26 protein-coding genes are annotated in these 23,673 nt (G+C 41.0%); 8 read left to right on the forward strand and 18 right to left on the reverse strand.

What is annotated here, in order from left to right:
* Window positions 1-46: 46 nt before the first annotated feature.
* On the reverse strand, window positions 47-1,654 hold the full coding sequence (locus H6G05_RS11315) for an NF038122 family metalloprotease (protein WP_190578276.1): 1,608 nt from the start codon (window positions 1,652-1,654) through the stop codon (window positions 47-49).
* Between the two features lie 538 nt (window positions 1,655-2,192).
* Here H6G05_RS11315 and H6G05_RS11320 point away from each other — a divergent pair.
* Both H6G05_RS11320 and H6G05_RS11325 read left to right on the forward strand, forming a co-directional pair.
* The gene (locus H6G05_RS11320; protein WP_190578277.1) at window positions 2,193-2,468 is read left to right on the forward strand and encodes a hypothetical protein; all 276 of its coding nucleotides are present in this window, start codon (window positions 2,193-2,195) and stop codon (window positions 2,466-2,468) included.
* A gap of 4 nt (window positions 2,469-2,472) precedes the next feature.
* On the forward strand, window positions 2,473-4,818 hold the full coding sequence (locus H6G05_RS11325) for a ComEC/Rec2 family competence protein (protein ID WP_190578278.1): 2,346 nt from the start codon (window positions 2,473-2,475) through the stop codon (window positions 4,816-4,818).
* Window positions 4,819-4,854: 36 nt separating this feature from the next.
* Here H6G05_RS11325 and H6G05_RS11330 read toward each other — a convergent pair whose 3' ends face one another.
* Both H6G05_RS11330 and H6G05_RS11335 read right to left on the reverse strand, forming a co-directional pair.
* On the reverse strand, window positions 4,855-5,217 hold the full coding sequence (locus H6G05_RS11330) for a type II toxin-antitoxin system RelE/ParE family toxin (protein WP_190578279.1): 363 nt from the start codon (window positions 5,215-5,217) through the stop codon (window positions 4,855-4,857).
* Complete coding sequence (locus H6G05_RS11335; RefSeq protein WP_190578280.1) at window positions 5,210-5,650, reverse strand: hypothetical protein; 441 nt, start codon at window positions 5,648-5,650, stop codon at window positions 5,210-5,212. Before H6G05_RS11335 ends, H6G05_RS11330 begins: the two co-directional genes overlap by 8 nt.
* Window positions 5,651-5,774: 124 nt before the next feature.
* On the opposite strand from H6G05_RS11335, the gene H6G05_RS11340 reads away from it, so the two are divergent.
* A complete protein-coding gene (locus H6G05_RS11340) occupies window positions 5,775-7,754 on the forward strand; it encodes a S9 family peptidase (RefSeq protein ID WP_190578281.1) in 1,980 nt (659 codons plus the stop codon).
* A 42-nt stretch (window positions 7,755-7,796) separates the two neighbouring features.
* On the opposite strand, the gene H6G05_RS11345 is transcribed toward H6G05_RS11340, so the two are convergent.
* From H6G05_RS11345 to psbO, 4 genes are all read right to left on the reverse strand, one after another.
* The gene (locus tag H6G05_RS11345) at window positions 7,797-8,129 is read right to left on the reverse strand and encodes a hypothetical protein (RefSeq protein ID WP_190578282.1); all 333 of its coding nucleotides are present in this window, start codon (window positions 8,127-8,129) and stop codon (window positions 7,797-7,799) included.
* A 101-nt stretch (window positions 8,130-8,230) separates the two neighbouring features.
* Window positions 8,231-8,515 (reverse strand): hypothetical protein, encoded by a 285-nt coding sequence (locus H6G05_RS11350; protein ID WP_190578283.1) that lies wholly within the window; start codon window positions 8,513-8,515, stop codon window positions 8,231-8,233.
* Window positions 8,512-9,906 carry an AAA family ATPase gene (locus H6G05_RS11355; protein ID WP_190578284.1) on the reverse strand — a complete coding sequence of 465 codons (1,395 nt, stop codon included), beginning with the start codon at window positions 9,904-9,906 and terminating at the stop codon, window positions 8,512-8,514. Before H6G05_RS11355 ends, H6G05_RS11350 begins: the two co-directional genes overlap by 4 nt.
* A 122-nt stretch (window positions 9,907-10,028) precedes the next feature.
* Window positions 10,029-10,871 (reverse strand): photosystem II manganese-stabilizing polypeptide, encoded by an 843-nt coding sequence (gene psbO, locus H6G05_RS11360; protein ID WP_190578285.1) that lies wholly within the window; start codon window positions 10,869-10,871, stop codon window positions 10,029-10,031.
* Between the two features lie 234 nt (window positions 10,872-11,105).
* Between psbO and H6G05_RS11365 the strand changes: the two genes are divergently transcribed.
* The gene (locus H6G05_RS11365; RefSeq protein WP_190578286.1) at window positions 11,106-11,438 is read left to right on the forward strand and encodes a hypothetical protein; all 333 of its coding nucleotides are present in this window, start codon (window positions 11,106-11,108) and stop codon (window positions 11,436-11,438) included.
* A 95-nt stretch (window positions 11,439-11,533) separates the two neighbouring features.
* Here the strand turns inward: H6G05_RS11365 and petG are convergent, their stop codons facing one another.
* The 6 genes from petG to H6G05_RS25840 form a co-directional block, all read right to left on the reverse strand.
* Window positions 11,534-11,632 (reverse strand): cytochrome b6-f complex subunit V, encoded by a 99-nt coding sequence (gene petG, locus H6G05_RS11370; RefSeq protein ID WP_071590170.1) that lies wholly within the window; start codon window positions 11,630-11,632, stop codon window positions 11,534-11,536.
* A gap of 208 nt (window positions 11,633-11,840) precedes the next feature.
* Window positions 11,841-13,286 carry a hypothetical protein gene (locus H6G05_RS11375; RefSeq protein ID WP_190578287.1) on the reverse strand — a complete coding sequence of 482 codons (1,446 nt, stop codon included), beginning with the start codon at window positions 13,284-13,286 and terminating at the stop codon, window positions 11,841-11,843.
* Between the two features lie 90 nt (window positions 13,287-13,376).
* Window positions 13,377-13,760, reverse strand: coding sequence for a lactoylglutathione lyase (gloA, locus tag H6G05_RS11380; RefSeq protein WP_190578288.1), 384 nt, complete (start codon window positions 13,758-13,760; stop codon window positions 13,377-13,379).
* A 56-nt stretch (window positions 13,761-13,816) separates the two neighbouring features.
* Window positions 13,817-14,266: a DUF3531 family protein gene (locus H6G05_RS11385; protein WP_094534993.1), complete on the reverse strand. Its 450-nt coding sequence runs from the start codon at window positions 14,264-14,266 to the stop codon at window positions 13,817-13,819.
* Window positions 14,267-14,337: 71 nt separating this feature from the next.
* On the reverse strand, window positions 14,338-14,544 hold the full coding sequence (locus H6G05_RS11390; RefSeq protein WP_190578289.1) for a hypothetical protein: 207 nt from the start codon (window positions 14,542-14,544) through the stop codon (window positions 14,338-14,340).
* 15 nt (window positions 14,545-14,559) lie between these two features.
* On the reverse strand, window positions 14,560-14,862 hold the full coding sequence (locus tag H6G05_RS25840) for a KGK domain-containing protein (RefSeq protein WP_199310479.1): 303 nt from the start codon (window positions 14,860-14,862) through the stop codon (window positions 14,560-14,562).
* A 395-nt stretch (window positions 14,863-15,257) separates the two neighbouring features.
* On the opposite strand from H6G05_RS25840, the gene H6G05_RS11400 reads away from it, so the two are divergent.
* Window positions 15,258-16,694: an LCP family protein gene (locus H6G05_RS11400; RefSeq protein WP_322096352.1), complete on the forward strand. Its 1,437-nt coding sequence runs from the start codon at window positions 15,258-15,260 to the stop codon at window positions 16,692-16,694.
* 189 nt (window positions 16,695-16,883) lie between these two features.
* Here H6G05_RS11400 and H6G05_RS11405 read toward each other — a convergent pair whose 3' ends face one another.
* Entirely contained in the window at window positions 16,884-17,711 is an 828-nt protein-coding gene (locus tag H6G05_RS11405) for an SDR family oxidoreductase (RefSeq protein ID WP_190578291.1), read from the reverse strand.
* Between the two features lie 9 nt (window positions 17,712-17,720).
* Window positions 17,721-18,380, reverse strand: a complete 660-nt coding sequence (locus H6G05_RS11410) for an SDR family oxidoreductase (RefSeq protein WP_190578292.1) — start codon at window positions 18,378-18,380, stop codon at window positions 17,721-17,723.
* Between the two features lie 339 nt (window positions 18,381-18,719).
* Between H6G05_RS11410 and H6G05_RS11415 the strand changes: the two genes are divergently transcribed.
* The gene (locus tag H6G05_RS11415) at window positions 18,720-19,178 is read left to right on the forward strand and encodes a DUF29 domain-containing protein (protein WP_190578293.1); all 459 of its coding nucleotides are present in this window, start codon (window positions 18,720-18,722) and stop codon (window positions 19,176-19,178) included.
* 28 nt (window positions 19,179-19,206) lie between these two features.
* Here H6G05_RS11415 and H6G05_RS11420 read toward each other — a convergent pair whose 3' ends face one another.
* From H6G05_RS11420 to H6G05_RS11430, 3 genes are read right to left on the reverse strand one after another with little or no spacing between them, the layout of a single operon-like run.
* Window positions 19,207-20,187, reverse strand: coding sequence for an alpha/beta fold hydrolase (locus H6G05_RS11420; protein ID WP_190578294.1), 981 nt, complete (start codon window positions 20,185-20,187; stop codon window positions 19,207-19,209).
* 5 nt (window positions 20,188-20,192) lie between these two features.
* Window positions 20,193-20,732 (reverse strand): 16S rRNA (guanine(966)-N(2))-methyltransferase RsmD, encoded by a 540-nt coding sequence (gene rsmD, locus H6G05_RS11425; RefSeq protein WP_190578295.1) that lies wholly within the window; start codon window positions 20,730-20,732, stop codon window positions 20,193-20,195.
* Between the two features lie 44 nt (window positions 20,733-20,776).
* Window positions 20,777-21,319: a hypothetical protein gene (locus H6G05_RS11430; protein WP_190578296.1), complete on the reverse strand. Its 543-nt coding sequence runs from the start codon at window positions 21,317-21,319 to the stop codon at window positions 20,777-20,779.
* Window positions 21,320-21,626: 307 nt separating this feature from the next.
* Here H6G05_RS11430 and H6G05_RS11435 point away from each other — a divergent pair, with 307 nt between their 5' ends.
* Entirely contained in the window at window positions 21,627-22,730 is a 1,104-nt protein-coding gene (locus H6G05_RS11435; RefSeq protein ID WP_190578297.1) for a potassium channel family protein, read from the forward strand.
* 86 nt (window positions 22,731-22,816) lie between these two features.
* Window positions 22,817-23,614, forward strand: a complete 798-nt coding sequence (locus tag H6G05_RS11440) for a DALR anticodon-binding domain-containing protein (protein WP_190578298.1) — start codon at window positions 22,817-22,819, stop codon at window positions 23,612-23,614.
* The last annotated feature ends 59 nt before the right edge of the window (window positions 23,615-23,673 follow it).

Below are 23,673 nucleotides of genomic sequence, written 5' to 3' on the forward strand. Positions count from 1 at the left end.
TTTAGCGACAGCTATAACGCTCCAGCCAAGCAAAATACAAGAAGAACTAGCGAACAGCCCACAAAGAAGATGAATCCCCTAACCACCAAGGAGTTAATGAGTCCCCTAGTAATTGAGAACTATCAGAAATAGAAGATGTTTGAGATTTATTGCTACCAAGAACAACATTCGACTTGGTTAGCTCAGCACCAAACTCAAGCCCTTGACTAATTTGTTGTTGATCCAAGATTGAGAGTACAGTGTTCTGGAAATTTAGAAGAGGCTGAGTCAATCCCAAATCGATAAACTGAGAAGCAGAAGATATAGCCAAATCAATCAAAGAAGATTCTTCTCCAACTAACAGCGCACCTTCAACTTTACCCGTTAGAGCATCGATATCATCGCTATTTGACCAGTCGGTAGCATAGCCATCAAAAAGCTGCAAAAACTCAATATCACCACCCTCAACGGAGTCAAAGATCGCCTCTTCTCCGAAAGCTGCCTTAATTCCTTGCCACCAGCCACCTGTGCGGGCAAAGTATGCTTGCCACCAGCCACCTCCTCGAGCATAAAACTCTTGCCACCAGCCACCTGTGCGAGCTTCAAGAGATGTATCAGATTTAGGCTTATAAATATCAGTGCTATCAAACATCAACGCCATGGCATTGTTGATATTTTGCGTTGTCTTTTGACTAGCAACTTGCTTAGCTTCTCTTTCTAGCTGGGCATAATTAATAGTTTTATTGATACCACCTGTGGCAATGTCCCAACCGATCGCATCAAAAGCAATCAAATCTAAATTTGTAATTACTGGAAGCTCCCCACGCTGGATTACTGCATCCATAACTCCACCTGACTTCCAATGACTTGCCTGCTTGCCATTGCCACCCATTTCCACATTGACACCATTCTCAAAGGAGCCTAATACAGAAGAGCCACCAAGTGAAAGGTAAGAATTTCCTCCAATCGCCAAATCATTAAGCTTCTCGTCGTTACTACCAATCTGACTTTTGTCGGAATAACGGAACAGATCTAGAGGGGAAGCTGCATGAGCGCGATTATCTAAGCTTTGGCTGTATTGGTCAGTGCTTAGGTTAGCACTGCTAACCCATGGACGATCCACACTGCTTTGAAAGCCTAAAACATGCCCGATCTCATGAATGGCAACACTAATAAAATCAACTGAATTTGTAGGAGTTGTGTTCTGACGGGTAAAGTTATAATTCCAACTAGTATTTGTCCCAGTTAGGTCACGCATGACGATATAACCATCAAGGACATTGGCTGAGACTGTATCTAGTCTTAGAGCTTTGGCATTAGCACTATTGACCTGTATTGCTTTGGATGCTTTTTTCTCATCTTCAAAGTCACTACCTTTGTCAAATCTTACTTCAAACTGATCTGTATCTTTAAAGACATTAGACTCTAAAGCCGTTCTATCATTGCTGGATGTTATGTCTTGGATGAGTTCATTGCGAAAGTCAGAGAATGAATAATCATTAACACGGGAGATCGCACCGCCGATGGTATTACCAGAAAAGTCTCTTTTGACATCAACTGCAATGTTGATGGTCACGTTGTCAGTTAAGTATGAAGCCCAGATTTTGCCAGCCATCTCAAATGCAGCCATTTGAATCTGGGATACGCCTTGTGCGTAACTAAAATTGAATTGCATTACTTTCTTGCCCCAAAAATTTTAAGTTGGATTTCCCCCCAACATCAATCTCTTAAAGACAAAATACACATACAAAAACTTGTATAAATTAACTTAGCTAAATGCTAAATAAGCTAATTCATATTATTAAGATAAAGCACACATAAATATTTTGTCACTATCAAAAAGTTATCAAAAAGTTATAAGATATTCGTACAGCCCAAAAATATAGCTGCGGTCGATTGTGTTAGGACAAAAGCAAAGCCCAAGAAGAGAATGGCGGCGCGAAGCGCCGCCATTCTCTTCTTGGGTTTTATGTCCTCATACACTTGGCGACAGCAATATACTCAAAACATAAAAATGGTGGCGCAAAACGCCACCATTTTTATGTTTTGAGCAAGCAAGACTTAAATGTTGCTCCAGTCCAGAATTGTGGAGCTATAGCAAAGTAAGACATTTATTGGTAATCTTGCGTTAACTTAAAACAATATAAGTTCAGCAGAATCTCTAGAAATATTGATCGCAAATTGATCGCGAAGTCGCGTTACCTATCATTTTTATGGATGCTTTTAATCCAATACCCCCAGAATGGGTCGAAAAGGCTACACATGCCACTGGGTTTTGCTGTCCTAAATGTGGACAGCCCCCTAGTAAAGCCGAAGCAGTGTGGATTAATCGCCGATCGCCTGTTTATACAGAAAACCATCAACGCAAATGGCAAGAGTTTTATAAATGTGATTGCCAAGCAGCTTGGTGGGCTTGGAGCAACGATCGCCCACCGTCAGAATTTAGCGATCGCGCTATTCGGAACACCTATGACGACGATTTAATCTGAGCCAATGAAATCTCAAGTTGTCCTAGTGTTAGCTTTGTTTTTTGTGGCGGGAGCCTATGCCAGCTTTTTACCAGATTGGACAGGTTTTTATACGGTTTTTGGGCTTGGTTTTGCCTTATCGTTGGTGGTTCCTGTCATGTGGCGTTTGGGACCCAAGCGCTGGGTCTATCTATTAGCCACCTTGTTAGCTTGTTGTGCTTGTTTTTATATAAAAATTCGCACTCCCCAACCCCAAACTGACGATATTTCTAAATATGCGCCGTTGTCTAATGCGATCGTGCGCGGACAGGTAATCGAAGCGCCCAGTTTGACTCGAAGTGAGAGAGCAAAGTTTCTGTTAGAGGTGAAGGAGATTAATACCTCTGGGAAACTCGACGTTAAAGAACTTACGCAAAATCCTGCGGCAAATCCCAATAGTCCCAAAGTTAAGCCCGATGAGGCTAATAAATTTGTAGCGGCTTCTGGAAAATTATATGTGACAGTGCCATTGATTGAGGTGACAGGTTTACGCTCAGGACAAGCCGTTGAGCTTTCAGGAAGATTGTATTTGCCCAATAGAGCTGATAATTTTGGAGCCTTTGATTTCAAATCTTATCTAGCGCGTCAGGGTGTATTTGCGGGAATGAGTGGGCGATCGCTTGTTGAGCAAGGTGATGCTCCAAGCTTTGGCGAATGGTGGTTTGTGAGTCGGATTGTCCGCGCCCATGTGATGGGGGCTGGTGTGCCAGAGGGTTCATTGCTTAGCTCATTAGTCTTAGGTAGCCGAGCCGTGGATTTGCCGAGTGATCTGAAGGATGTTTTTATTCAAGCAGGTTTAGCGGCTGTATTAGCAGCTTCGGGATTTCAGGTGACATTGGTACTAGGTGCTGCGATCGCCTTAACGCGCAATAAATCACTCAAATTCCAATTTGTGATTGGGAGCCTCTGCTTAGGGGGATATTTACTATTAACTGGTGCGAGTCCGTCGATTTTGCGAGCCGTGGTGATGGGCTTTGGCAGTTTGATTGGTCTGGTGGTGCAACGCCGTAGCCGCCCTGTAATTGGTCTAATTTTTACGGCTGTATTGTTATTGCTTTATCAACCGCTTTGGATTTGGGATTTAGGTTTTCAGTTTAGTTTTCTCGCTACATTCGGACTGCTGACTACCTCACGTTCAATTTCTGAGCGTTTAGAATGGCTACCACCCGCGATCGCTGAATTGCTTTCTGTGCCGATCGCCGCCTATATCTGGACATTACCTTTACAACTATTAGTATTTGGCAAACTCTCTCCCTACAGCTTGCTCGCCAATGTCCTGACGACACCATTAGTTTCTATATCCACCTATGGCGGGCTTATTAGCGGGGTCTTAGGAATTATCTTTGTGCCAATTGGAGCCGCGATCGCTTGGTTACTCTATCCATTACTGCATTGGATGATTAATCTAGCTCAATGGCTAAATACTTTACCCAATGCGATTACTAGTGTTGGGGCGATCGCACTCTGGCAAATGTTAATTGCCTATGCATTATTCATCGCGATTTGGGTAGTGCCTTGGTTTGGCAAGATGCAGCGTTGGACGATCGCCTTTGTTTTAGCTTGCGTAGTGCTATTTATTCCCAATGCGATCGCTCAGGCTAATGCATTTCAAGTGACATTACCAGCATTTAATGATGTGCCGATTATGTTGATCAAAAATCAAAATCAAACTGTGTTAATTAACACTGGTGATCAACAATTTGCTGGCTTTACATTGCAACCATTTTTGCAAAAGCTTGGTGTTAATCGCATTGATTGGGCGATATCCACCGATACGCAGCCCGATGTCAGCGACGGCTGGAATACTTTGATATCTAATTCATTAGCGATCACCCAGTTTCGCGATATCAGTCTCGGTGTTACCCCAAAACCCTATCAAAATCTTCAACAAGCCCTTGCCAATGCAAAAACTCCCCTAGCATCCCTTAAGGCTGGGGAAACACTGACGATTAACAATCAAGTGGAAATTCAACTACTCAACCAATCGCCTGATGTGCTTAAAATCAAGACGGGGGAGCTATCTTGGTTACTACTACCAAATGCAGATCCCAAATCTCAACAGGCGATCGCTACCAAAAAAGATCTACTTCCTAAACTATCGGCAAATATACTCTGGTGGACAGGTGGGCAAATAGAACCAGCTATTTTAAAAGCGATCAATCCTAAAATTGCGATCGCTTCAGCAACAAGTGTTGTGGAAGCGATGGTCAATCAACTCTATGAAGCTAAAATTAGAGTGTTTTGGACAGGTCGTGATGGCGCAATTCAGTGGACTCCTGATAAAGACTTTCATACCCTCCGCGATCAACAGGACACGCGATCGCCAATCTAAAAAGAGAGAAACCTCGCTGTGCGAGGTTTCTCTCTTTTATTGAAGTTGCTCATCATAAAATTCTTGAATAACTTTTTTGATTTCTGTCGCAGTTACATTGTCTTTTTTAGACTTTGAGTAAATCAAAATACATAAAATATTCGTGGAAGATTTGACATAATAAATCACCCTATAACCACCACTTTTTCCTTTTTGAATATCACTGTTTTTAACGCGAACTTTAAATACGGTATAACTAGTTTTTTGAATTTGCTCTCCAATTAATTCCCCATTTTTAAGCTTTTCAAAAATTGGCTGAATGTCTAACTTAATTTTTCGATAACGCTTTGCTAAGTCACGAACTTGGCGTTTAAAAACATCTGTGAACTGGATTGTGATTGAGGATTCATCGTTAGACATCGATTCCGTCCCAAAGTTGAGAAATATCGTGAACCCTACCTGCCTGAACATCTTGAAAAGACTGGCGTAGATCTTCTAAGATTTTTTCCTTCGGAGCATCATCGTAATTAATATGCACATCTTGCAATTCACGCTCAAGTTTGTCAATGCGCGATTGAAGAGTTTGAGCAAGGTTTTCCTGTCTTTGGATAACTAACTGCGAAAGTTGCAGTTGCTCTTGAGCTTGACGTAATAAAATTTGCGCTTGCTGACTACTCTCATAAACTCTTACCGATTCAAAGTTATCTGTTTTTATCTCTAATGGTGAATGTTTATCTTTGACAAACAAAAGAAAATCTAGAACCTCACTTAAAAGATAATCTGATGTTTGTTCAATTTCTTGTATTAATGATTGTCTAACATTGATTTGAATAGAAGTCTCTGTATCTAGCATGACTTTACCTATTTGATATACCTAACTCATCATAACAAGAGCCTTAATGGGCTTGATTGCGAATTGCTTATGGCATTTTAATTAATGTAGCTTAATATAAAAACTTAAACCGTTAAATCCCAATATGAATAAGCGATCGCTACTTTTTCCGATTATTCTGGCTAGCCTTACACTTACCACTTTGCCTGTGGCAGCTCAATATACGGGATTAGGTAAATATAGTGTTGATCCTGCAATTCTCAAGCGCTATGCTCCCCCTGCATTACCGCCAACAGTGACGCGACCGATTGAGTCGATCTTGGATGTGCGATCGCCAGGGTTAGGAATGGTGACACCCGACGGGAAGCAGATGTTTTTTACATGGGGAATTACGGGCACGGTGCAGGTATGGCGACTAGATGGAGCGCAAAAATTTCCTGTACAGGTGACAGGAGGACAGGATGCTACCACCATTTCAGGCATGACTCCAGATGGAAAATATTTAATCCTGTCACGCGATCGCCAAGGCGAGGAAAATCCAGGATTATATTTGCAATCCACTAAGGGGGGTGAGTTAGAGGAAATTCAACATTTAGCAGGGGTAAGGACTTCACTCCAATATATCGGTAATGATTCGCGCACAATATACTTCAGTGCCAATGATATTAAGCCCGACTCAGTTGTAATCTATCGCTACGATTTGCAAACTAAGAAGAAGGTTCAAATCTCTGGAGGCGATGGCATTTGGTGGATTGCCGATGTGTTTGTCAATCCAGAAACAGGCGATCGCGAGAAGTTTCTCTTTACTAAAGCAACGGGCAGTCTATCCCGCGAATATTACGAATATGATGTCAAGACTCGCCAAACTACACCACTGCTTGGTCAAAATGAGCAGGAAGAGTATGGAGTTACCTATGGTGTTAGTAAAGATGAATATCTCGTATTAACTCCCAAATTTGGAGAATTTCGTCGCCTTTATCGTTACAAAGACAAAAAATTTACACCAATTACACCAGACCTAAAAGCAGATATATCTAACTTTGATATTGATGATCAGCGTCAGCGCATTTTGTACTCAATTAATGATGGAGGTTACACACGCCTTAAAGCGATCGCAGCCAATACTTTTGAGGAAATTAAGTTACCTGAATTTGCCAATGCTGTTCAGATCTATACAGGCTCCACCACTCGCAATGGTCGCTTTACAACTATCGGTGTGGAAACTGCCCAAGCGCCACGCCTCAGCTATGTTTACGATTGGCAGACGCAGAAACTCACTCAATGGGTATTGCCTAGCACGCCTGAAATTGACACCAGCAAATTTGCCAAGGCTAAGCTAGAAAACTACACAACGCGGGATGGCGTATCAATTCCCATGTTTATCTATAGTTCACCCCAATGTGAAAATACTGCCCAAAAGCCTCTCGAAAAGCCTTGCCCTATAATTGTGCATTTTCATGGGGGGCCAGAAGGACAGAGTACGGCTGGATTTAATCGGTACGCGCAGTTATTTGTGAATGCAGGATTTGTATTTGTGGAGCCAAATGTGCGCGGTAGTGATGGCTATGGCAAGACATGGCTGAATGCTGATAATGGACGAGATCGCCTTAAAGTCATCACCGATATCGAAGACGCAGCAATCTACATTCGCAAAAATTGGCAAATTAACGGGATTACCCCAAAAATCGGCATCGTTGGCGGTAGTTATGGGGGCTATGCGGCGATGATGGGTATGTCTAAGTTTGCAGGTAGTTATGATGCAGGTGTATCGAGTGTTGGCATTAGCAATCTGCTCACATTTTTAAATAATACTGCTCCCTATCGACGTATTCTCCGTATCAGTGAATATGGTGATCCTGTCAAAGATCGTGATGCTCTGATTGAGTTATCACCTGTGACCTATAGCGATCGCATCAAATCCCCATTGCTCATCATTCAAGGTGCTAACGATCCCCGTGTTCCTGTTGGTGAAGCCATCCAAATTCAAAAAATCCTAGAGCAGAAAAAAATCCCCTCGCAACTGGTCATCTTCCCCGATGAAGGTCACGGCTCCAGCAAGCGCAGTAACCAAGTCCTAGAAATTGGCTACACCCTAGATTTCTTTAAAAAACATCTACAAAACTAGCCTCTAAGCATTGGAGATGAAGCTTTGTTTCATCTCTAATGCTTAGAGGCTAGTTTTTTCGTTTTTTTCAAAAATCTCAATACGAACTTCTTCCAAAAATCTTTCAGCTAAATTTTGCCAACTAGCATTTTCTCTAGGATATGTTTGCGGCGTACAAACGTACGCTTCTGGAAGCAGCCCTTCATAATTTCCTTCCAACTTGTCGTCAAACAAGGCGATCGTGTTTTTTAGTTGCTCAATAGCATCCATTCGTATAATCCTAATCCTTCTTTTTTTTTCACTAGTAGCATTTAATTTAAGTTCAACAAAACAAAAATTATATTCATCGAAAAAAACAAAGTCACATCGCTTTTCACCCATATTTAATAATTTCATTAATCCTAACTCTTCAATACCACTATAGCAATCCTAAATGAGTTGTGAGAGGGTATCTAAACTAACAACTTATTCTAAAGGATTTCAGAAATTCAAATTTCTCACAAATGAATTAGGATTGCTATATCAATTGGAATAAATCCGATAGTTTGAGCATTTTTTATATTAAATAATTTTGTAATATCAAAATTTGTTTGGATAGTGTTTACCCCATTGTGGCAAATTATAAAAGTATTATCGTCAAGGTTGTGATCAACTACAATAAAAGACCGTTTATCTTCAATATCAATTATTGAAAACTCATCACGAAGTTCTATTTCTAATATTTCATTTAATCTGTCAAAACTATTTAACAAATGCTCTTTAAACCTTTCAAATCTATTCATCTTCCTCTAAAAGTTCTAACATGAATACTATACAAAGCATTAAAATCTCCACCTAGCATTTCAGACACTTCATCTAAATAATTTTGTTCGATAGTTCCCATGTCAAGATCAAAAATAGATTCGCAATAATCAGCTTGTTCTTCCATGAAATGATTACCTAACGAATAGGCAGAAAAATCTTTAGCTTTTAGCCAAAATTCTTTTGGTATTAGTTCAGCAACTTCAGCCTCAGCCGATGGATTCTTATCTACAACTCGCTGAGAAAACAATAAGTTATTAAATACTGTCAGTATATAGGGACTATGAGTAGTAATAATTAACTGATTATCATCATTTTGATTTACCACTAAGGCTAACAACTCAATCAAGCTCTTTTGAGCAACAGGAAATAAATGAGTTTCTGGTTCTTCTACTATTCGCAGTAGTGGTAATCCTAAAATTGTAACAACAAGTATATCCTGTAAAATTCTAATTGCTTCTTGCTGTCCTGATGAAGCGTTACGAATATCTATAGACTTATTAGCATCAATTATAATCTTTTCTTCACCATTGTCATTGATATATTCACCTTTTAAGATCTCAAATACCTTCTTTTTAACACAATCAAGGTTTTGAGGCTTTGTAGATTTTTTGTCAATACTTTCATATTTAGTTAAAAACGATTTATTGTTTACGATTCTTTTGATAAATTCCAACATTAAAATCTCATCAACTGCTTGAGATCTTGAATAAATATCAAGTTCATTGTTTTTATGTAATCTATATTGTACATTTTCAAATAAATATTTCTCAAATAGCTCAGAATAACTCACTGTAGCACTTCTGCCAGCAATTACATATAGTGAATCAGATTGATAACAACTAAATAAATAATTTAACTTATTTGCAATTATATTGGCATAATCAAGTTTGGTTTGCTCATGAGAAAGCCACTCAGGACTACCTATATCTAGATGCTTCTGTAGAATTTTTTTGATTGCATTTATAGAATTCTTAAAACTAGAATCATAAAAGTTTGGGCTAAAGTTACACCGTATTGTTCTATCTTCATTGAGGGTTAAAGTTAATGACTTATCTAGTTCAAATTCATCTTCAAATTCATAATAAAACTTTATTTCAAAATCATTATTGAAATTTTTGGTTGATCCAAACCAATTATAAAATTTTTCTTGCAGTACTGAAATGACATCTAAGTTCTCATCAAAGTAATCTCTTTCCTTGTCTTGATAAATCTGATTAAACACATCATCTCTTAGTGATTTAAAAAAGTAGATAAGTTTGGCAATAGTACTTTTACCGCTAGCTTGTTCACCTATTAAAACTAAAACTTTCTTTATTTCGATTTCGGCATAGGCGATCGCACCAAAGTTTTTGATAATAATTTTTTGCATATAGTTTAGATACTTGATTAGGTGATTTAGTCTTAAAACTAGTTATAGCCTATATTTTATGAAACAAAAAAGGAGGTCTTAAATTAATAAGACACTCCTTTTTTAAAAGCTTTGCTTAGAGATTAAGAGCTAACTTTGCCGTAGAATACGCCACGAATGATTACTTCCTTAGGTTCAACACCGCCAAGGTCATTATCAGAGGTTTGCTCAGTCTCAAATGTACCAGCAATTTCGCCAGTATCAGCATTCAACTTAGCGATTTGTAAGGACATCGTACCTTTGGAGGTGGAGTCATCCTTGACGCTTCTGTTATCAAAAGAGTTACGCTTTGCAGGTAAAGCTTCAGCAGAGTCATAACCGATCGCTAGACCACGACCCTTAGGATCGATAAAGCCAGAGCCACGATAGGTAGGAACATCAGTAGAACCAACAAAATCAACCGATGTGGTGATGCCATTTACCCCAGGAGCAGTTTTGGCATTGAAACCTTTAATGGTGAACAAAATTGCTACTAGCTCACCACCAGGCATTTTGACAGTGATGGGTTGATAGTCTAAACCATCAGTTTCAACTAAGCTGAGGCTACCATCACTGTTCCCAGTTACAGTTGCCTTCACAAAATCTAGACTAGAGGTGGAGCGAGTCATCAACTTGCTAGCTACAAACTCAGGTTTTTTGCGCTTATTGCTAGATTCTTCCTTAACAAAAAATGAGGTTGGCTCTAAGCAAAGCTCTGTAATTTCAACAGACTGACCTGCACCAACAGGAATAAAGTTACGACCACCACGGGAGGAACCAAGAATGTCAGAACATTTATTAGCTAAGCCAGTATTTACAATTTGGTCGTAGGTCAAGCCTGGTTCAACACCAGCGATCGCAGTACTTGCAAACACGCCGCTCGCTACTAACATACATAAACTGATACACAATGTAAAAATTGCTTTCGTAAAACTACGAAATTTCATAAATAACCTCTTCTTAATTTAACGGGATTTAACGGGTAGTATTTTAGAGTTAGAACAGATCACGCAAAGCGCAGCCTATGATAACTCTGTAAAAAAATACGATCTAGTTTGGGATTTTAAATTGAGATCGTTAAGGAGTTGGCTGTGCTTTAGACTAGCCATAGAGGTTAGCTAACTAAAGACTTAATTTGTAAAATTCCAATCATCATATTATCGCGCACGAGGGTACTTAGCTTGGCACAAACAGAAATCCAATCACAGAACCAATCACAACAGGGGCAAATTGCTGATTTATCTGAGCTGGAGACGATCAGCGATCGCCTATGGCAAATTGCTCAGGATCAGCAAAGCGATCCAGCTAATCTTTTGCAAATATTGCGAGTCTTAGAATCAATCCATAAGCGCATTCGTGACGATTTATTTCAGCCAGCCTTACCAACTAGTCGCCATGAGCTATTTAATCTTTTGCGTGATATTGAGACAAATGGGGGCTGGCCGCATATTTATCGGATGAAAATCCATGAGATTTGCCGCTATTTAACCCAGCCTGAGGATTTAGAAGAATAAACCAAGATTTCTATCAAAGTTTAATCTTGAAGTTTGTACCAAAAAGCAGAAGAGGCGTTTTCAGCCTCTTCTGCTTTTTGGTTTTTATGTTGTGACTAGACGCGACGATATTGCTGATAAGCAGCAAAGAAGAGTCCGCCGAGGGTAATGAAAATAAGACCGAGGCAAATGCCTGACAAAATTGGTTCTACCATAAATATTTATTAAACTCACTGACTTATATAGTTTACTTTAGCAATTCTCTTTATGAAAATCAGTTTTGATTTTTTTATAGCTGTAGTCACTAGCAATAGAACAAATCAAAAGCAAAGAATCGAGTGGCGGCGCGAAGCGCCGCCACTCGATTCTTTGCTTTAAGAGTAATAAGGAGGCTCTTTGCGCCTCCTTATTACTTAGTTGAGGTTAGTTAGTAGGTGTAGGAGTCGCGGCTGGGTTAGGTGAAGGCACAGGCTGAGGCACAACAGGCTGAGGCACAACAGGCTGAGGCGGCGCTGGTTGTGGCTCTACTTCTCCATTCAGCGCATTTGGGGCAGGCTGCACTAAGAACAATTGCTCAGTGCTGGCATACAATTTCTGTGCTAGCAAATCATTGGCAGCTTCAGTGAGATGGATCGGATCGATGAAGGCTTGTTGGTTAGTATCTTGAAATAGCTGATAAAAATTAACAAATCTTGGCTTGAGAGGACTATTGCTTAGAGCTTGTTCAGTAAGCTTGTAAGCATTAGTGATGCGATCGCTATACTCTTTGCCTAGAGATTTCAAAATGCCTTCTTCTTCCTTAGTTAAGGATTTTTGCTTGCCTGTGATTTCTGGCTGAAGAATGATCAAAGCAGGAATACTGTTAGCTAGCCTCGTCATTTGCTGAGTATTGTAAAGATAGCGTTCGACCCTTTTTTGAATTTCTTTAGGATCTTTGCTTAGCTGCTCAGCATTAAAAGCTTGATATTCAGAGCTAAAGGTGGTGATATCGGCGGGAACCACCCATTTTTGCCATGCTTTGACTAGATATAGTGAATTCAGCCAATTATTAAATTGTTGGGTTTGATGTTGGCGATATTGAGCGAGTGGATCGCGCAACATTTGCTCAACGTTTCCGATTTCACGCGCAGACTGATTGCTAGGCGATCGCAAATCTTCGTAGCCATCAAGGATCAACAGAGCATTAGGACTATAAGCCATCACCTTATGGGATAGCAGTGCTAATTCGTTGCCAGAGCTATAGCCAGGAGCCGCCGCCGCGATCACTCGATAGCTGCCATCACGAATACGCGGTGGCAATGTCCGCATTGCTTCAATTTGATCCGCAAAGTAGGGAATTTCCTTGGGCTTAAACTTTTCGGGGCTGCTATTTTGAGCGCGGACGCGATCGTTAAGCAATTTCTCGATTTTAAAAGCCAAAGCCTTTTGGTTCTTCTCTGCCATGTTGGTAAAAGCGGTGGAACTGCCAACTAAAAATACGCGAATTTCGTTAGCAGGTTTGTCAATAGGTACTGATGAATCTTGGCGGAAGCCCTGATCGTTGATTTGCCAATAATCACTACTCTGACTAGGCAGCAATTCATAACCCAATAGCGGACTGCGCTTTACGTGGAGCTGACCTGCATCTGGTAATCCAGGGTAGTTATTACCACTTGAGTCCTGCAACTTAAAGGCGTAGGACTGGGCGATCGCCACAGTTTTATTGGGAATGAGTTGGTTGGTACTACCTGTTGCTAAAACTGCTCCTCGCGCAATTAGTTCCGCCAAAATCAATAGCAGTGGCAAACCAATCAGGATCAGAAGTAGGGTATTTCGCAACCAAGATTTGCGCTTGGATTGCCAAGAAGTTGTATATCGGGGTCTACGCATGACTAGGCTACTGGTGTGCAGCTTTACAGCTTATAACAATTTATCTCTTAATCTCAAATAAGTTCATCTGGGGCAAAGCATCAATTGAACTTATTTGAGTTGAATTAATTCAATTTTGTATCCGTCGGGATCTTCGACAAAGGCTATTTCCGTTGTGCCATGCTTCATGGGTCCTGGTTCACGGGAGATTTTACCGCCTTTTTCACGAATGGCTTCACAAGCGGTATAAATGTTTTCCATGCCCAAAGCAATATGCCCATAGCCAGTACCAATGTCATAGGCGTTGGTATCCCAGTTATGGGTTAGCTCAATGACAGCATTGCTTGATTCATCGCCATAACCTACGAAAGCGAGGGTAAAGCGCCCATCAGGATAGTCTTTGCGGCGCAAGATCTTCATGCCGAGGACGTTGCTATAAAAATCCAGCGATCGCTCTAGATCTCCAACTCGAATCATTGTGTGTAAAACGCGCATTTTAGTTTTCCTCTAAAGTTTTTTGTTAGAGATATGCTTGGCATATCTCTAATATTTTAACGATCATAATCTTCATCATCTAGACTCTTAGGCTCAACTAACCAGTCAGAGTTTTGTCCGCCGATAATTACTTCTTCGATCGCGACATATTCTTTATCAAACTGACGCAGGGCGTTTACCAAAGTATCGATCGCGATCGCATCAGTTGTGCCTAGATCAACCCAACACCGCGCCCATTCGTTTTCATACTCTAGGTCAGTCATATTATGCATAACTGACATCATCTCGTCGTCGGCAGCTTGGTTGTCATAGTCAAAATAGCTAACATCCACCCCAGATTCCAGCACCTGCATATTACAAGCATTGAAACCGCCTAGTTTACCCAGCAAAAACCAAGAGTTAAATACTTCGTCTAATAGTTGTTTTTCTTGCTGAGATGGAATTTCACTAAACTTGATCCAGATCCATAAGTCGAACCAATCACATTCTCGAAATCTAACTTCCATAATCAACTTGTAGATCTTTCAAAAATCTCGATAACAACATGTCGATACTAGTTTAGGCGATCGCGTCTCAACTATCTTTTGAAAACTGCGGATACCACTGTGATTACTGCGGCACTGGCAATTAGTCCAAATGCCAAGTTAACTAGTGATTGTGTGGCTTGTCTGTAGGTATCAAATTTATCGTCTGACTTTTCAATGCTTGCGTCTAGCCTCTCGACATCAGTTTTTAACTCGGCAAGTGATTCTAGTACTTGTTTCTGAAATTCTTCTTGAGACATGATCTGTTTTGTTATTTAGTCAATATTTAGGCTTCTAATACTACTCAATTCGTCTTGAGGTGGTTCATCTGGAATAAACTCAAGTGTGAGTTTTAATTTTCCTTTTTGCCATTTTGGCTGATCGACTCTCATTAAGCGACAAACTAACCCTGTAGATAATGAGGCAACTCCTCCTTTGTTCAAACACTGATAGACAACGCCTAATAGATTTTTAGGTAAGCAAATATATTTACCTTCCAAGAAGTCTGTACTTCCACGATTAGGCGTTATTTCAATAACATCGTTGTCTTGATCGAAATTTTCAACATCTATTGCCACTGTTATCTTGTACCTCCACAATTTTCATTAGCTTATCATTTTTTTATCTTGCTTTCACGCTAGGGGTAAGTCTTTGAGGCTTATTCTGAGGGACGACGATCACCAATTTTAAATTCTTGCGCTTGTGATGATTCTCCAAATTTCAAAATATGTAGTATCATCCATCCAAACAATTTGCATAACTAGGATTTCTACTACTCTGGGTAGGATGTTTAGCAGTTTGTAACGATAAGTTACAATACAATGCTAGAGTTAAAAGCAAATTAGTCTAAAAGACTTAAGAACCTTATGCGAAGTTCTTGAGTAAATTGTAAGCAATGTGTTGAGTCCCATCTTCGCTCATGGGTGGGCGATCGCTGAAGCAAACGTTCAGTCGTGAGGAGTATTCCCTACCTGTGGCAACAAATCCCATCAATTTAGGTAAGTCTGGTTTGTCTAATAAGTCGTCTAAGCCCAAAACGGCTTCATTCAAACATAAATGGACACTTTTTATAGTGTTGTTTGTGGCGCTGTTGTCAGGGGGACTAGGTGCAGGATTAGCTTTCGTATTAAGTAGTAGACCTTTTCAGCAACGGCAATTATCTGCTGATGAAGCAGCCGTATTTAACCGTAACGCCGATGGCATGACTTCAGCGATCGCAGGTGTACCGACGCTGACTCGTCCAGTCAATATTTTGGTACTTGGAACGATCATTCTCACATCTGACTTGCCAGACGCTCAATCTAAGCCTAGAGGCAGATATTTAGCAGAAGTCGAAGATAATCTCAACGGGATGAGTGACGCAATGTTGCTAATCCGCTTTGATCCTGCCACTCAAAAGGTTGCGGTTTTATCAATTCCTCGTGATAGTCGCGTCGATATTCAAGGTATAGGCAAGACAAAAATCAACTTTGCCAACTATGCAGGTGGAGCATCTCTGTCAGCTCAGACTGTTAGTCAGTTGTTAGGAGATATCCCGATTGATCGTTATATCCGTTTCAATGTTAATGGTTTTGGTAAATTAATCGATGCCTTTGGTGGTGTTGATATGTATGTACCGAAAAAGATGAAATATCAAGATGATAGCCAGCATCTGTATATCAACCTTAATGCGGGACAACAAAAATTAAACGGTAGCAAGGCGATCCAATATATGCGCTATCGTCATGATGATCTAGGAGATATTGGTCGGGTACAACGTCAGCAAGCATTTTTCCGTGCTTTCATTGATCAAAAACTGAAGCCTGAAGCGATCGCTAAGCTACCTGAAGTCCTGACCATTGTTAAAGAAAATATCGATACCAATCTCTCTGTGGAAGAAGTACTTGCCCTCGCTGGCTATACATCCAAGATTGATCGCAAAAGTATCCAGATGCATATGGCTCCAGGACGATTTAGTAATCCTGGAGAATTTGACAGTCTGAGCTACTGGATTTTAGATAATCGACGGCTTGCCACCATCATGAACCAAAGCTTTGGGGTGATGAAGAGAGCTGATACAAGTCTTGAGGTCAGCACACCGCAAACTCTGAGAGTGGCAATCCAAGATAGTATGTCTCAGCCCGAAGGCTCCAAAAAAGCCACCACTACTTTGTCTAAGTCTGGCTATGCTCAAGTATTTGCGGCTAGCGATCGCTGGTCTAAGCCGCTTGCGAAGACCCAGATTATTGCTCAAAATGGAGATAAGGCAAGTGCCGAAAAACTACGCGACGCTTTAGGAATTGGTGAAGTCTTAATCGAATCAACGGGTGATATCGAGTCAGATATTACGGTTCGGGTAGGGAAAGACTGGCTGGAAGCAAATAATATTCCTCTGAAGCCTGTTAAACCGACACAAACTAAACAACGTTAAAAAAGAGAGAAGGCTTTGCCTTCTCTCTTTTTTTAACGTTGTCGCCATTCTTGTTAGGACATAAAACCCAAATAGTGTGAGGCGGCGCGAAGCGCCGCCTCACACTATTTGGGTTTTGATTTTTCCTGATACAGGGGCTACCCAAAAGAGTAATGGCGGCGCTTCGCGCCGCTATTACTCTTTTGGGTTTTAGACATTTGTACTGTGACGCACAATTTTAGTGAAAAGAAAGTCAGGCAAAAGCTTGCGAATAAATAATAATTGCTTGGCAATTGGATCGGCGGGATAGCGTAATTTCCACGAGTTATCAGTACTAGCTTTATAGATAGTTTTGGCAACAACTTCAGGCAATGCTCCAGTTGTGCCAATTTGATTGAGTTTCGTTAATATGCGATCGCTAAATTTGTCATATGCTGGGAAATCAGGATTGCTGGTGCGTTCTGCTGATCGCTCATAGAAGTCCGTTTTAATGGGACCTGGCTCAATAATTTTGACACGAATATTAAACGCAAGAAGCTCATGCTGTAGAGATTCCGAAAATCCTTCCACAGCCCATTTGGTTGAGTGATAAAGACTATACAAAGGGAAAGCGACACGCCCACCAATGGAAGCAACGTTTACAATTACTCCTTGTTTGCGATCGCGAAAATGCGGTAGTACTGCGCGAGTAGTTTCCATTAGTCCAAATACATTGGTCTCAAATTGACGTTGGATTTGTGTAGGAGTGGAAGTCTCAAATGCACCCAACATGCCATAGCCTGCGTTATTCACCAATACATCGATCGCCCCAAATCTAGCGATCGTTTCGGCAACTGCATCAATAATCGTTTGGTGATCGGTGACATCTAACTTCAGGCAGATTAGGCGATCAAGTTTTGCCAAGCTATCGGCTCGGTCTGTCTCTTTGTCAGGAGATCGCATTGTGGCTACCACATTCCAACCTTGTTTCTGAAAATACAAAGCCGTAGCTCTGCCAATTCCCGACGAAGCACCAGTGATGAATATGGTTTTAGTCATGATTTTTTATTATGCAACCTTAGCAAATAATTCCGCGATCGGGCGATCGCTCTCTTCTGCTTTAATCACAATCTCCACCAGTTTATTTTTTGCGGGCTCTTCAAATAAAGCTTCAACGGTCACTTGAGCAACTTTAGTGCGTGGAATACTTCCTTCAAACAGAGTGTCAGCACCAGTCATGATTAATCCACCTTGCTTCTCATAATTGAGCAATCCTCCAGGACGAACGATGGTGTAGGTCACGCCGCTATCTTGCAAATATCTCTCTGCTTGCTTCTTCCAAAATAGTACTAGCCAGAATAGATTTAAGGGATGGAATAATTTCGATACACAAAGGGAAGAAACGATCGCAAAATGTTTGATATTTTTTTCCTTTGCTGCATTCACCAAGTTCTTTGTACCGATGTAATCCACTAAATATGGCTCTAACGCATTGAGGCTTGGTTTTGCGCCTGTTGCACAGACCAGCACATCACAATCGGCGATCGCCTCTGCTAAGGTGTCAGCAAAAAGTACATTTCCTTTCACTAATTCCACTTCAGGTGGAAGAATTTTTTTGGCGATTTCTAGGTCACGCACTAAAGCTTTTACAGGAATATTACGCTTTACTAATTCAGTGACAATATGCCGTCCTGTTTGCCCTGTGGTCCCTGCTACAAATGCTTTCATAGATTATGTTCTCAAAAAATTTACTAAGCTATAGGCAAGCCCATTTTCCATTGTAATGGTGATCTCTGTTCGCTCAACAATACTCACCAGTAAAAACAACTATTTTTGGTTTATGGGGATGCCTACTGAAAGTGCGATTATCTTTGGATGCAGTCCGTGATCGCAATTATTGTCACTTCACTCCCACGGTGAGGAGCGTTACGTTATTATTGGATTATCCAGTGTTAATCGTTTACTGATAGTTGCTCATAATGAAACACTTCGCCTGCTTATGCAAATAGCCCAGAGACAAAAAGCTTAAAAAAGTGATTGCTTAAGTAAATTAGGAGTACCAAGCAAATGACACAATCTTTAATTCCAACAAAACTGCCAACATTATATGATTGCGACTTTTTGCTATGGACAGAAGAAACGATCGCACATTTGCAAACTGGTGACTTTAAGCAATTAGATATTGCCAACTTAATTGAGGAGATCGACTCATTGGGAAAAGCTCAGAAAAATGCATTTAAAGGTCAAATTCGGGCGCTTATCGAACATATTATGAAACGATGCTACGTTAACATACCGATTGAATATCATGGATGGGAAAGGACAATTCGCAACATTCGCCCCGAAATTGAAGACCTGATGGAAACTTCTCCCAGCTTGCAGAATGACTATCAAAAAATTCTCGATCCTGTCTATCAACAATGTCTTAAAAAACTACGACCCGAATACAAAAGTACAAAGTTTCCTGACACATGGGAATTTACGCGATCGCTTGATGACCTTCTCAATTTAGATTTCTGGGCATAAAAGAGAGAGCGCATAGCGCTCTCTCTATTTATGCTAACTTCTGTAACCAGTGAATTACTAGAGCATTCACGATTTCAGGGCGATCGTCGTGGGGGCAATGTCCAGTATTGGGAATGGGAATAACTTGAATATCCTTAGTCTTACTTGCTTCTTCATAAACCTTCGCTCCATTAATTGGAGTCCAAGGATCAGCATCACCCCAAAGTACTAGTAGAGGCTTCTCTACATTAGCCAATAAATCAGAAGTGCGGGGACCAGCAGGAGCCGTTAAAATAGAGGAGAAAACCTTCTGTGCACCTTCATCACAGGATGGCTGATAGAGCATATCCACTAACTCATCATCGATCGCTTGATGATTGCGATAAACCTGACGCAGAGAGTTGCGAATATTCCGCTTTTGGCGAACTTGATTGAACACAAATTTGCCTGTGACTTCAGAGCTAACTAACTTCGCAAAAGCACCCATCACCAAGCGCAAGGGTAAATTTAACTCTTCAGGACGATGATTTAATCCACCAGCGGCATTGAGCAAGACTGCACCGATCGCAAGTTCAGGATAATTAGTTGTGAGCATTAAGGCTAGTAATGCACCAATGGAATTACCGATAAATATTGCTGGTTGCTGCACAAGTTCTTGATGAAAATCCTTGAGCAGTTCTTCCCAAAGTTCTAGTGAATAATCAAGAGCAGGTTTTGCCGATCCCCCAAATCCTAAGAGGTCGATCGCAAATACTTGATAGCCAGCCTCGGCAAAAGCAGGAATATTCTTTTTCCAGTGACCAATCGATGCACCGAAGCCATGAATTAAGACTAGGGGTGTGCCTGTACCAGTCACAGAATATTGAATTTTATATCCACGCCATGTCCATGTTTGCAAAGGAGATAAAAGGCGATCGCGAGTTTCGGTATTTTCTGTAGTTAGCACTGCGGTGACTCTTGGAGAAATAGATGACTTTTGAGTAATTTGATGACTATTTATGATTTTAGGCTGTCTTCCTGCGATCGTCATCTTGCTTAGTGTGGAAGTTGATAAAAGACGAGGGCAGTTTGTCCATATTGGCGGCGATCGCTACAGACTAGCTCGCCCATTACGTCAGGGAGAGGACGCAGGCGATCGCATTCTGCTATTACTAATGCATTATCTGCAAGTAAGGGTGGTAGAGCTTTCAAGACAGGGGCGTAGAGATCGCTTTGGTAAGGAGGATCGAAATAAACTAAATCAAAAAATTTGGTGGCTAACTTGGGCAGAATCTTGATCGCATCACCCTTAATGACTTGAAATTTTTGTTCGGGCTTAGCAAATTTCTGCCAATTTTCACTGGCGATGCGACAGGCGATCGCTGATAACTCAATTCCGACAACCTGATTAGCACCTCTCGCTAGCGCCTCTGCTCCCATCGCTCCTGATCCAGCACAGATATCGAGCCAATTTGCATTTTTGATACGACTTTGCAAAATATTAAAAACTGCGGCTCTGACCTTACTAGGAGTGGGGCGGGTAGATAAACCTGTTGGGGTTTTGATCGGGCGATCGCCATTAATACGAATAGACATAATGAAATTCACTCAGTCAAGGCGGCGCTTAGCCACACCTTCACTTAAATTAAATGACTCGAAAAAGATAAACCCTCAATTTGGTCAATGGGAACCATCCAAATTTTATTTTGATATGGTCGCCATACTGCACTCATCACATAGTGATTGCGGATAGAGATGATGTGAACGTGAGGGATACCAGAAAATTTTGAGCAGGAACGTAAAAAATCTAAAGTTCTAATTAAACGACTATGTAAAAATGTTGCCATTTCATCACTACAGTTTTGGCGTAACATCGGCACAACTTGCGGATCGGTATCACCCCTGAGTTCGTAAATAATATGCGTTTTGCCCTTGAAATCAATTTTGCGCGATCGCACTTCCCATCCGCACAAAACACCAAAACCAATCACAGCCATCCCTAGATCGATATGAAAGTCACGCATTTGGAATTTCGTGTTGCTACTCATATCTGTGTGGGTGTTATACCCAGTCCAAGCGTGAAATCTCTCCAAATTATCGTCATTAATATCCACGGCTGAACGATAGGGAGAGCTTACAGCACGGTTAATTTGTGTGTTTTCGGAAGGTGGCTCTGATGTCATACTTGTCCCATGAGTGACAGCATTTATTTGCAAAAACTAGACCGATGCAATTAACAATCTTACTAAAAATGCCTAAAAGCTGAAGCAATATATTAACTAGCAGCTTAACATTCTTTTAAATAAGTTCTTGGTTAAATTAGGGTGCTGCGATTTAATAAAGAACCCTTACAGCAATTAACGATCAAACGAACCAAGACTTTTTGTGAGAGTGTTGCTCTACAACACTCTCACAAAAAGTCTTGGTTGGGGTTTGAGCGCAAAGCGTTGTGTCAGCCCTTACTTCACTTTCATAACTCTACAGACTTGTATGCTACCCAAAAGTTCGCTTAGTTACCAACAGTTGCAACCAGATTTTTTGCAGCGTGAATTGTTGCAATATCAGCGTACTTTACTCACCAATATTGGGATCTTAATAGGATTGGTGGTGATTGGGACATTGGGGTATCGCCTCCTCGAAGGATGGAGTTGGTTTGATGCGCTCTACATGACAATCATTACCCTTGCCACGATTGGTTATGGCGAAACCAATCCCCTGCATTTTGAGGGGCGGGTGTTTACGGTTGTGTTAATTATTCTGGGAGTTGCTAGCATTAGCTACATTGCAACTCAGTTTACGGCGGCGATCGCCAATGGTCATATTTACAATATTTTTCAGGCAAGGCGGCTCCGAAAAGTCATGCAGGCATTAGATAAACATTACATAGTGTGCGGATATGGGCGAACAGGGAGGCAAGTTACTGCTGAATTTGCGGCGGAGGGAAGTATTTCCTTTTTAGTAATTGATAGTGATCCTGTGATGATTGCACAGGCTGAGCAGGCTGGTTATTTGGCGGTGCAAGGAGATGCAGCCCTCGATCAAACATTGTTTTTTGCGGGAATTGAACGGGCAATTTGCATTGTGGCGGCTTTACCTTCAGATGCGGAGAATCTCTATACAGTGCTATCCGCAAAAACCTTAAATCCTGCAATCAGGGCGATCGCTAGAGCAAGTACTGAAGAAGCGATGCAAAAGTTACGCCGAGGTGGAGCCGATGAAGTAATCTCGCCTTACATTACAGGTGGGAAAAGGATGGCAGCAGTAGCTTTACGTCCACAGGTGATGGATTTTGTGGATGGGATTATTGCGGGAGAAAATCGCTCATTCTACATTGAGGAATATCGCATTGATGACTCCAGTTATGTGGGAGTTTCTCTTAAAAAAGCAAGTTTGCGATCGCAGACTGGTGTTCTCGTCCTAGCGATTCGTCGCGCTGATGGTCATGTGATTGCGGGACCCGATGGAAATACTGAGATTTTACAAGGTGATGTTCTGATTTCTATGGGAACGCCTGAGCAATTGAGAGCGCTCAACCAAATCCTCAGTCCACTTTCCAAAGCTCCAAATGTTTTACGCTTACCACGCATGAAGTAATCTAGTGGCGCGGCAAAGCCTTGCCGCTAAAGCTTTTGGTGATGCTTTGCCGCACAAAAAATATTAAATCGCGGAACTCTAACAGTGTGAATTTCATTTCTCCATCGCGAATTATTCAAATTACGATCGCTGATGCGATTAATTTGGTGTTTGGAACTTTGCTTACTCCTAAGGAAATTTCGCTGGAGGTGGGCTATCCCAAATACGAAGCCCATTACACATCATCAATCGCTTTGGCGATCGCCAATCGCTTAAATCTCAGTCCTTTCCAAATTGCCGAAGCGATCGCGCTGACTTGTTCGCAAAATCCAGAAATTACTTCACAATGGCAAATTCAAGCTCTAGGTAAAGGTTGGCTAAATATCATTTTGAGTGAGCAATATATCGCTGAGAGTTTATTAGCTTTAGAGCAATGGCAGATTAAGGGAATTACTAATTACGAAGGATTTTGGCAAAAGAGTGATATTTCCATAGATTTTACAAATAAGTTGCTTGATCCAATTGTGCAGTATGCCTATGCTCGTTGTTGTGCGTTAATCAGATTGGCTAAACTTTTTGATGGCGCGGCTTCGCCGCGCCATCAAAAATCGGGTTCTGATTTTATGGCGCAGTCTCTACATTTAGAACCTGCCGAAATTGGTTTATTGATGCAAAATTTGGCGATCGCTGCTTATTTGGAGAGTGAGAATTCTGTAAGTAGTAATAAATCTAGAACTAGATTATCGCGATCGCTAGCTGAATCTTTTTTACAGTTTTATGATTGCTGTCGGATTTTTGGTGTAGACCGAGCAATAGCTGTGAGGAGGTTATTACTAATCAGAATTACGCAAAAATTATTGCTAGCGATCGCGCCGCCCGAACTTAATTATTCAATGTACCTATAAAACCCCAAGAAATCTTTGTAAAAACTGCAAAGCAGTTTTTACAAAGATTTCTTGCATCA

The organism is Phormidium tenue FACHB-1050, assembly GCF_014696925.1.
GTDB lineage: Bacteria > Cyanobacteriota > Cyanobacteriia > Pseudanabaenales > Pseudanabaenaceae > Pseudanabaena.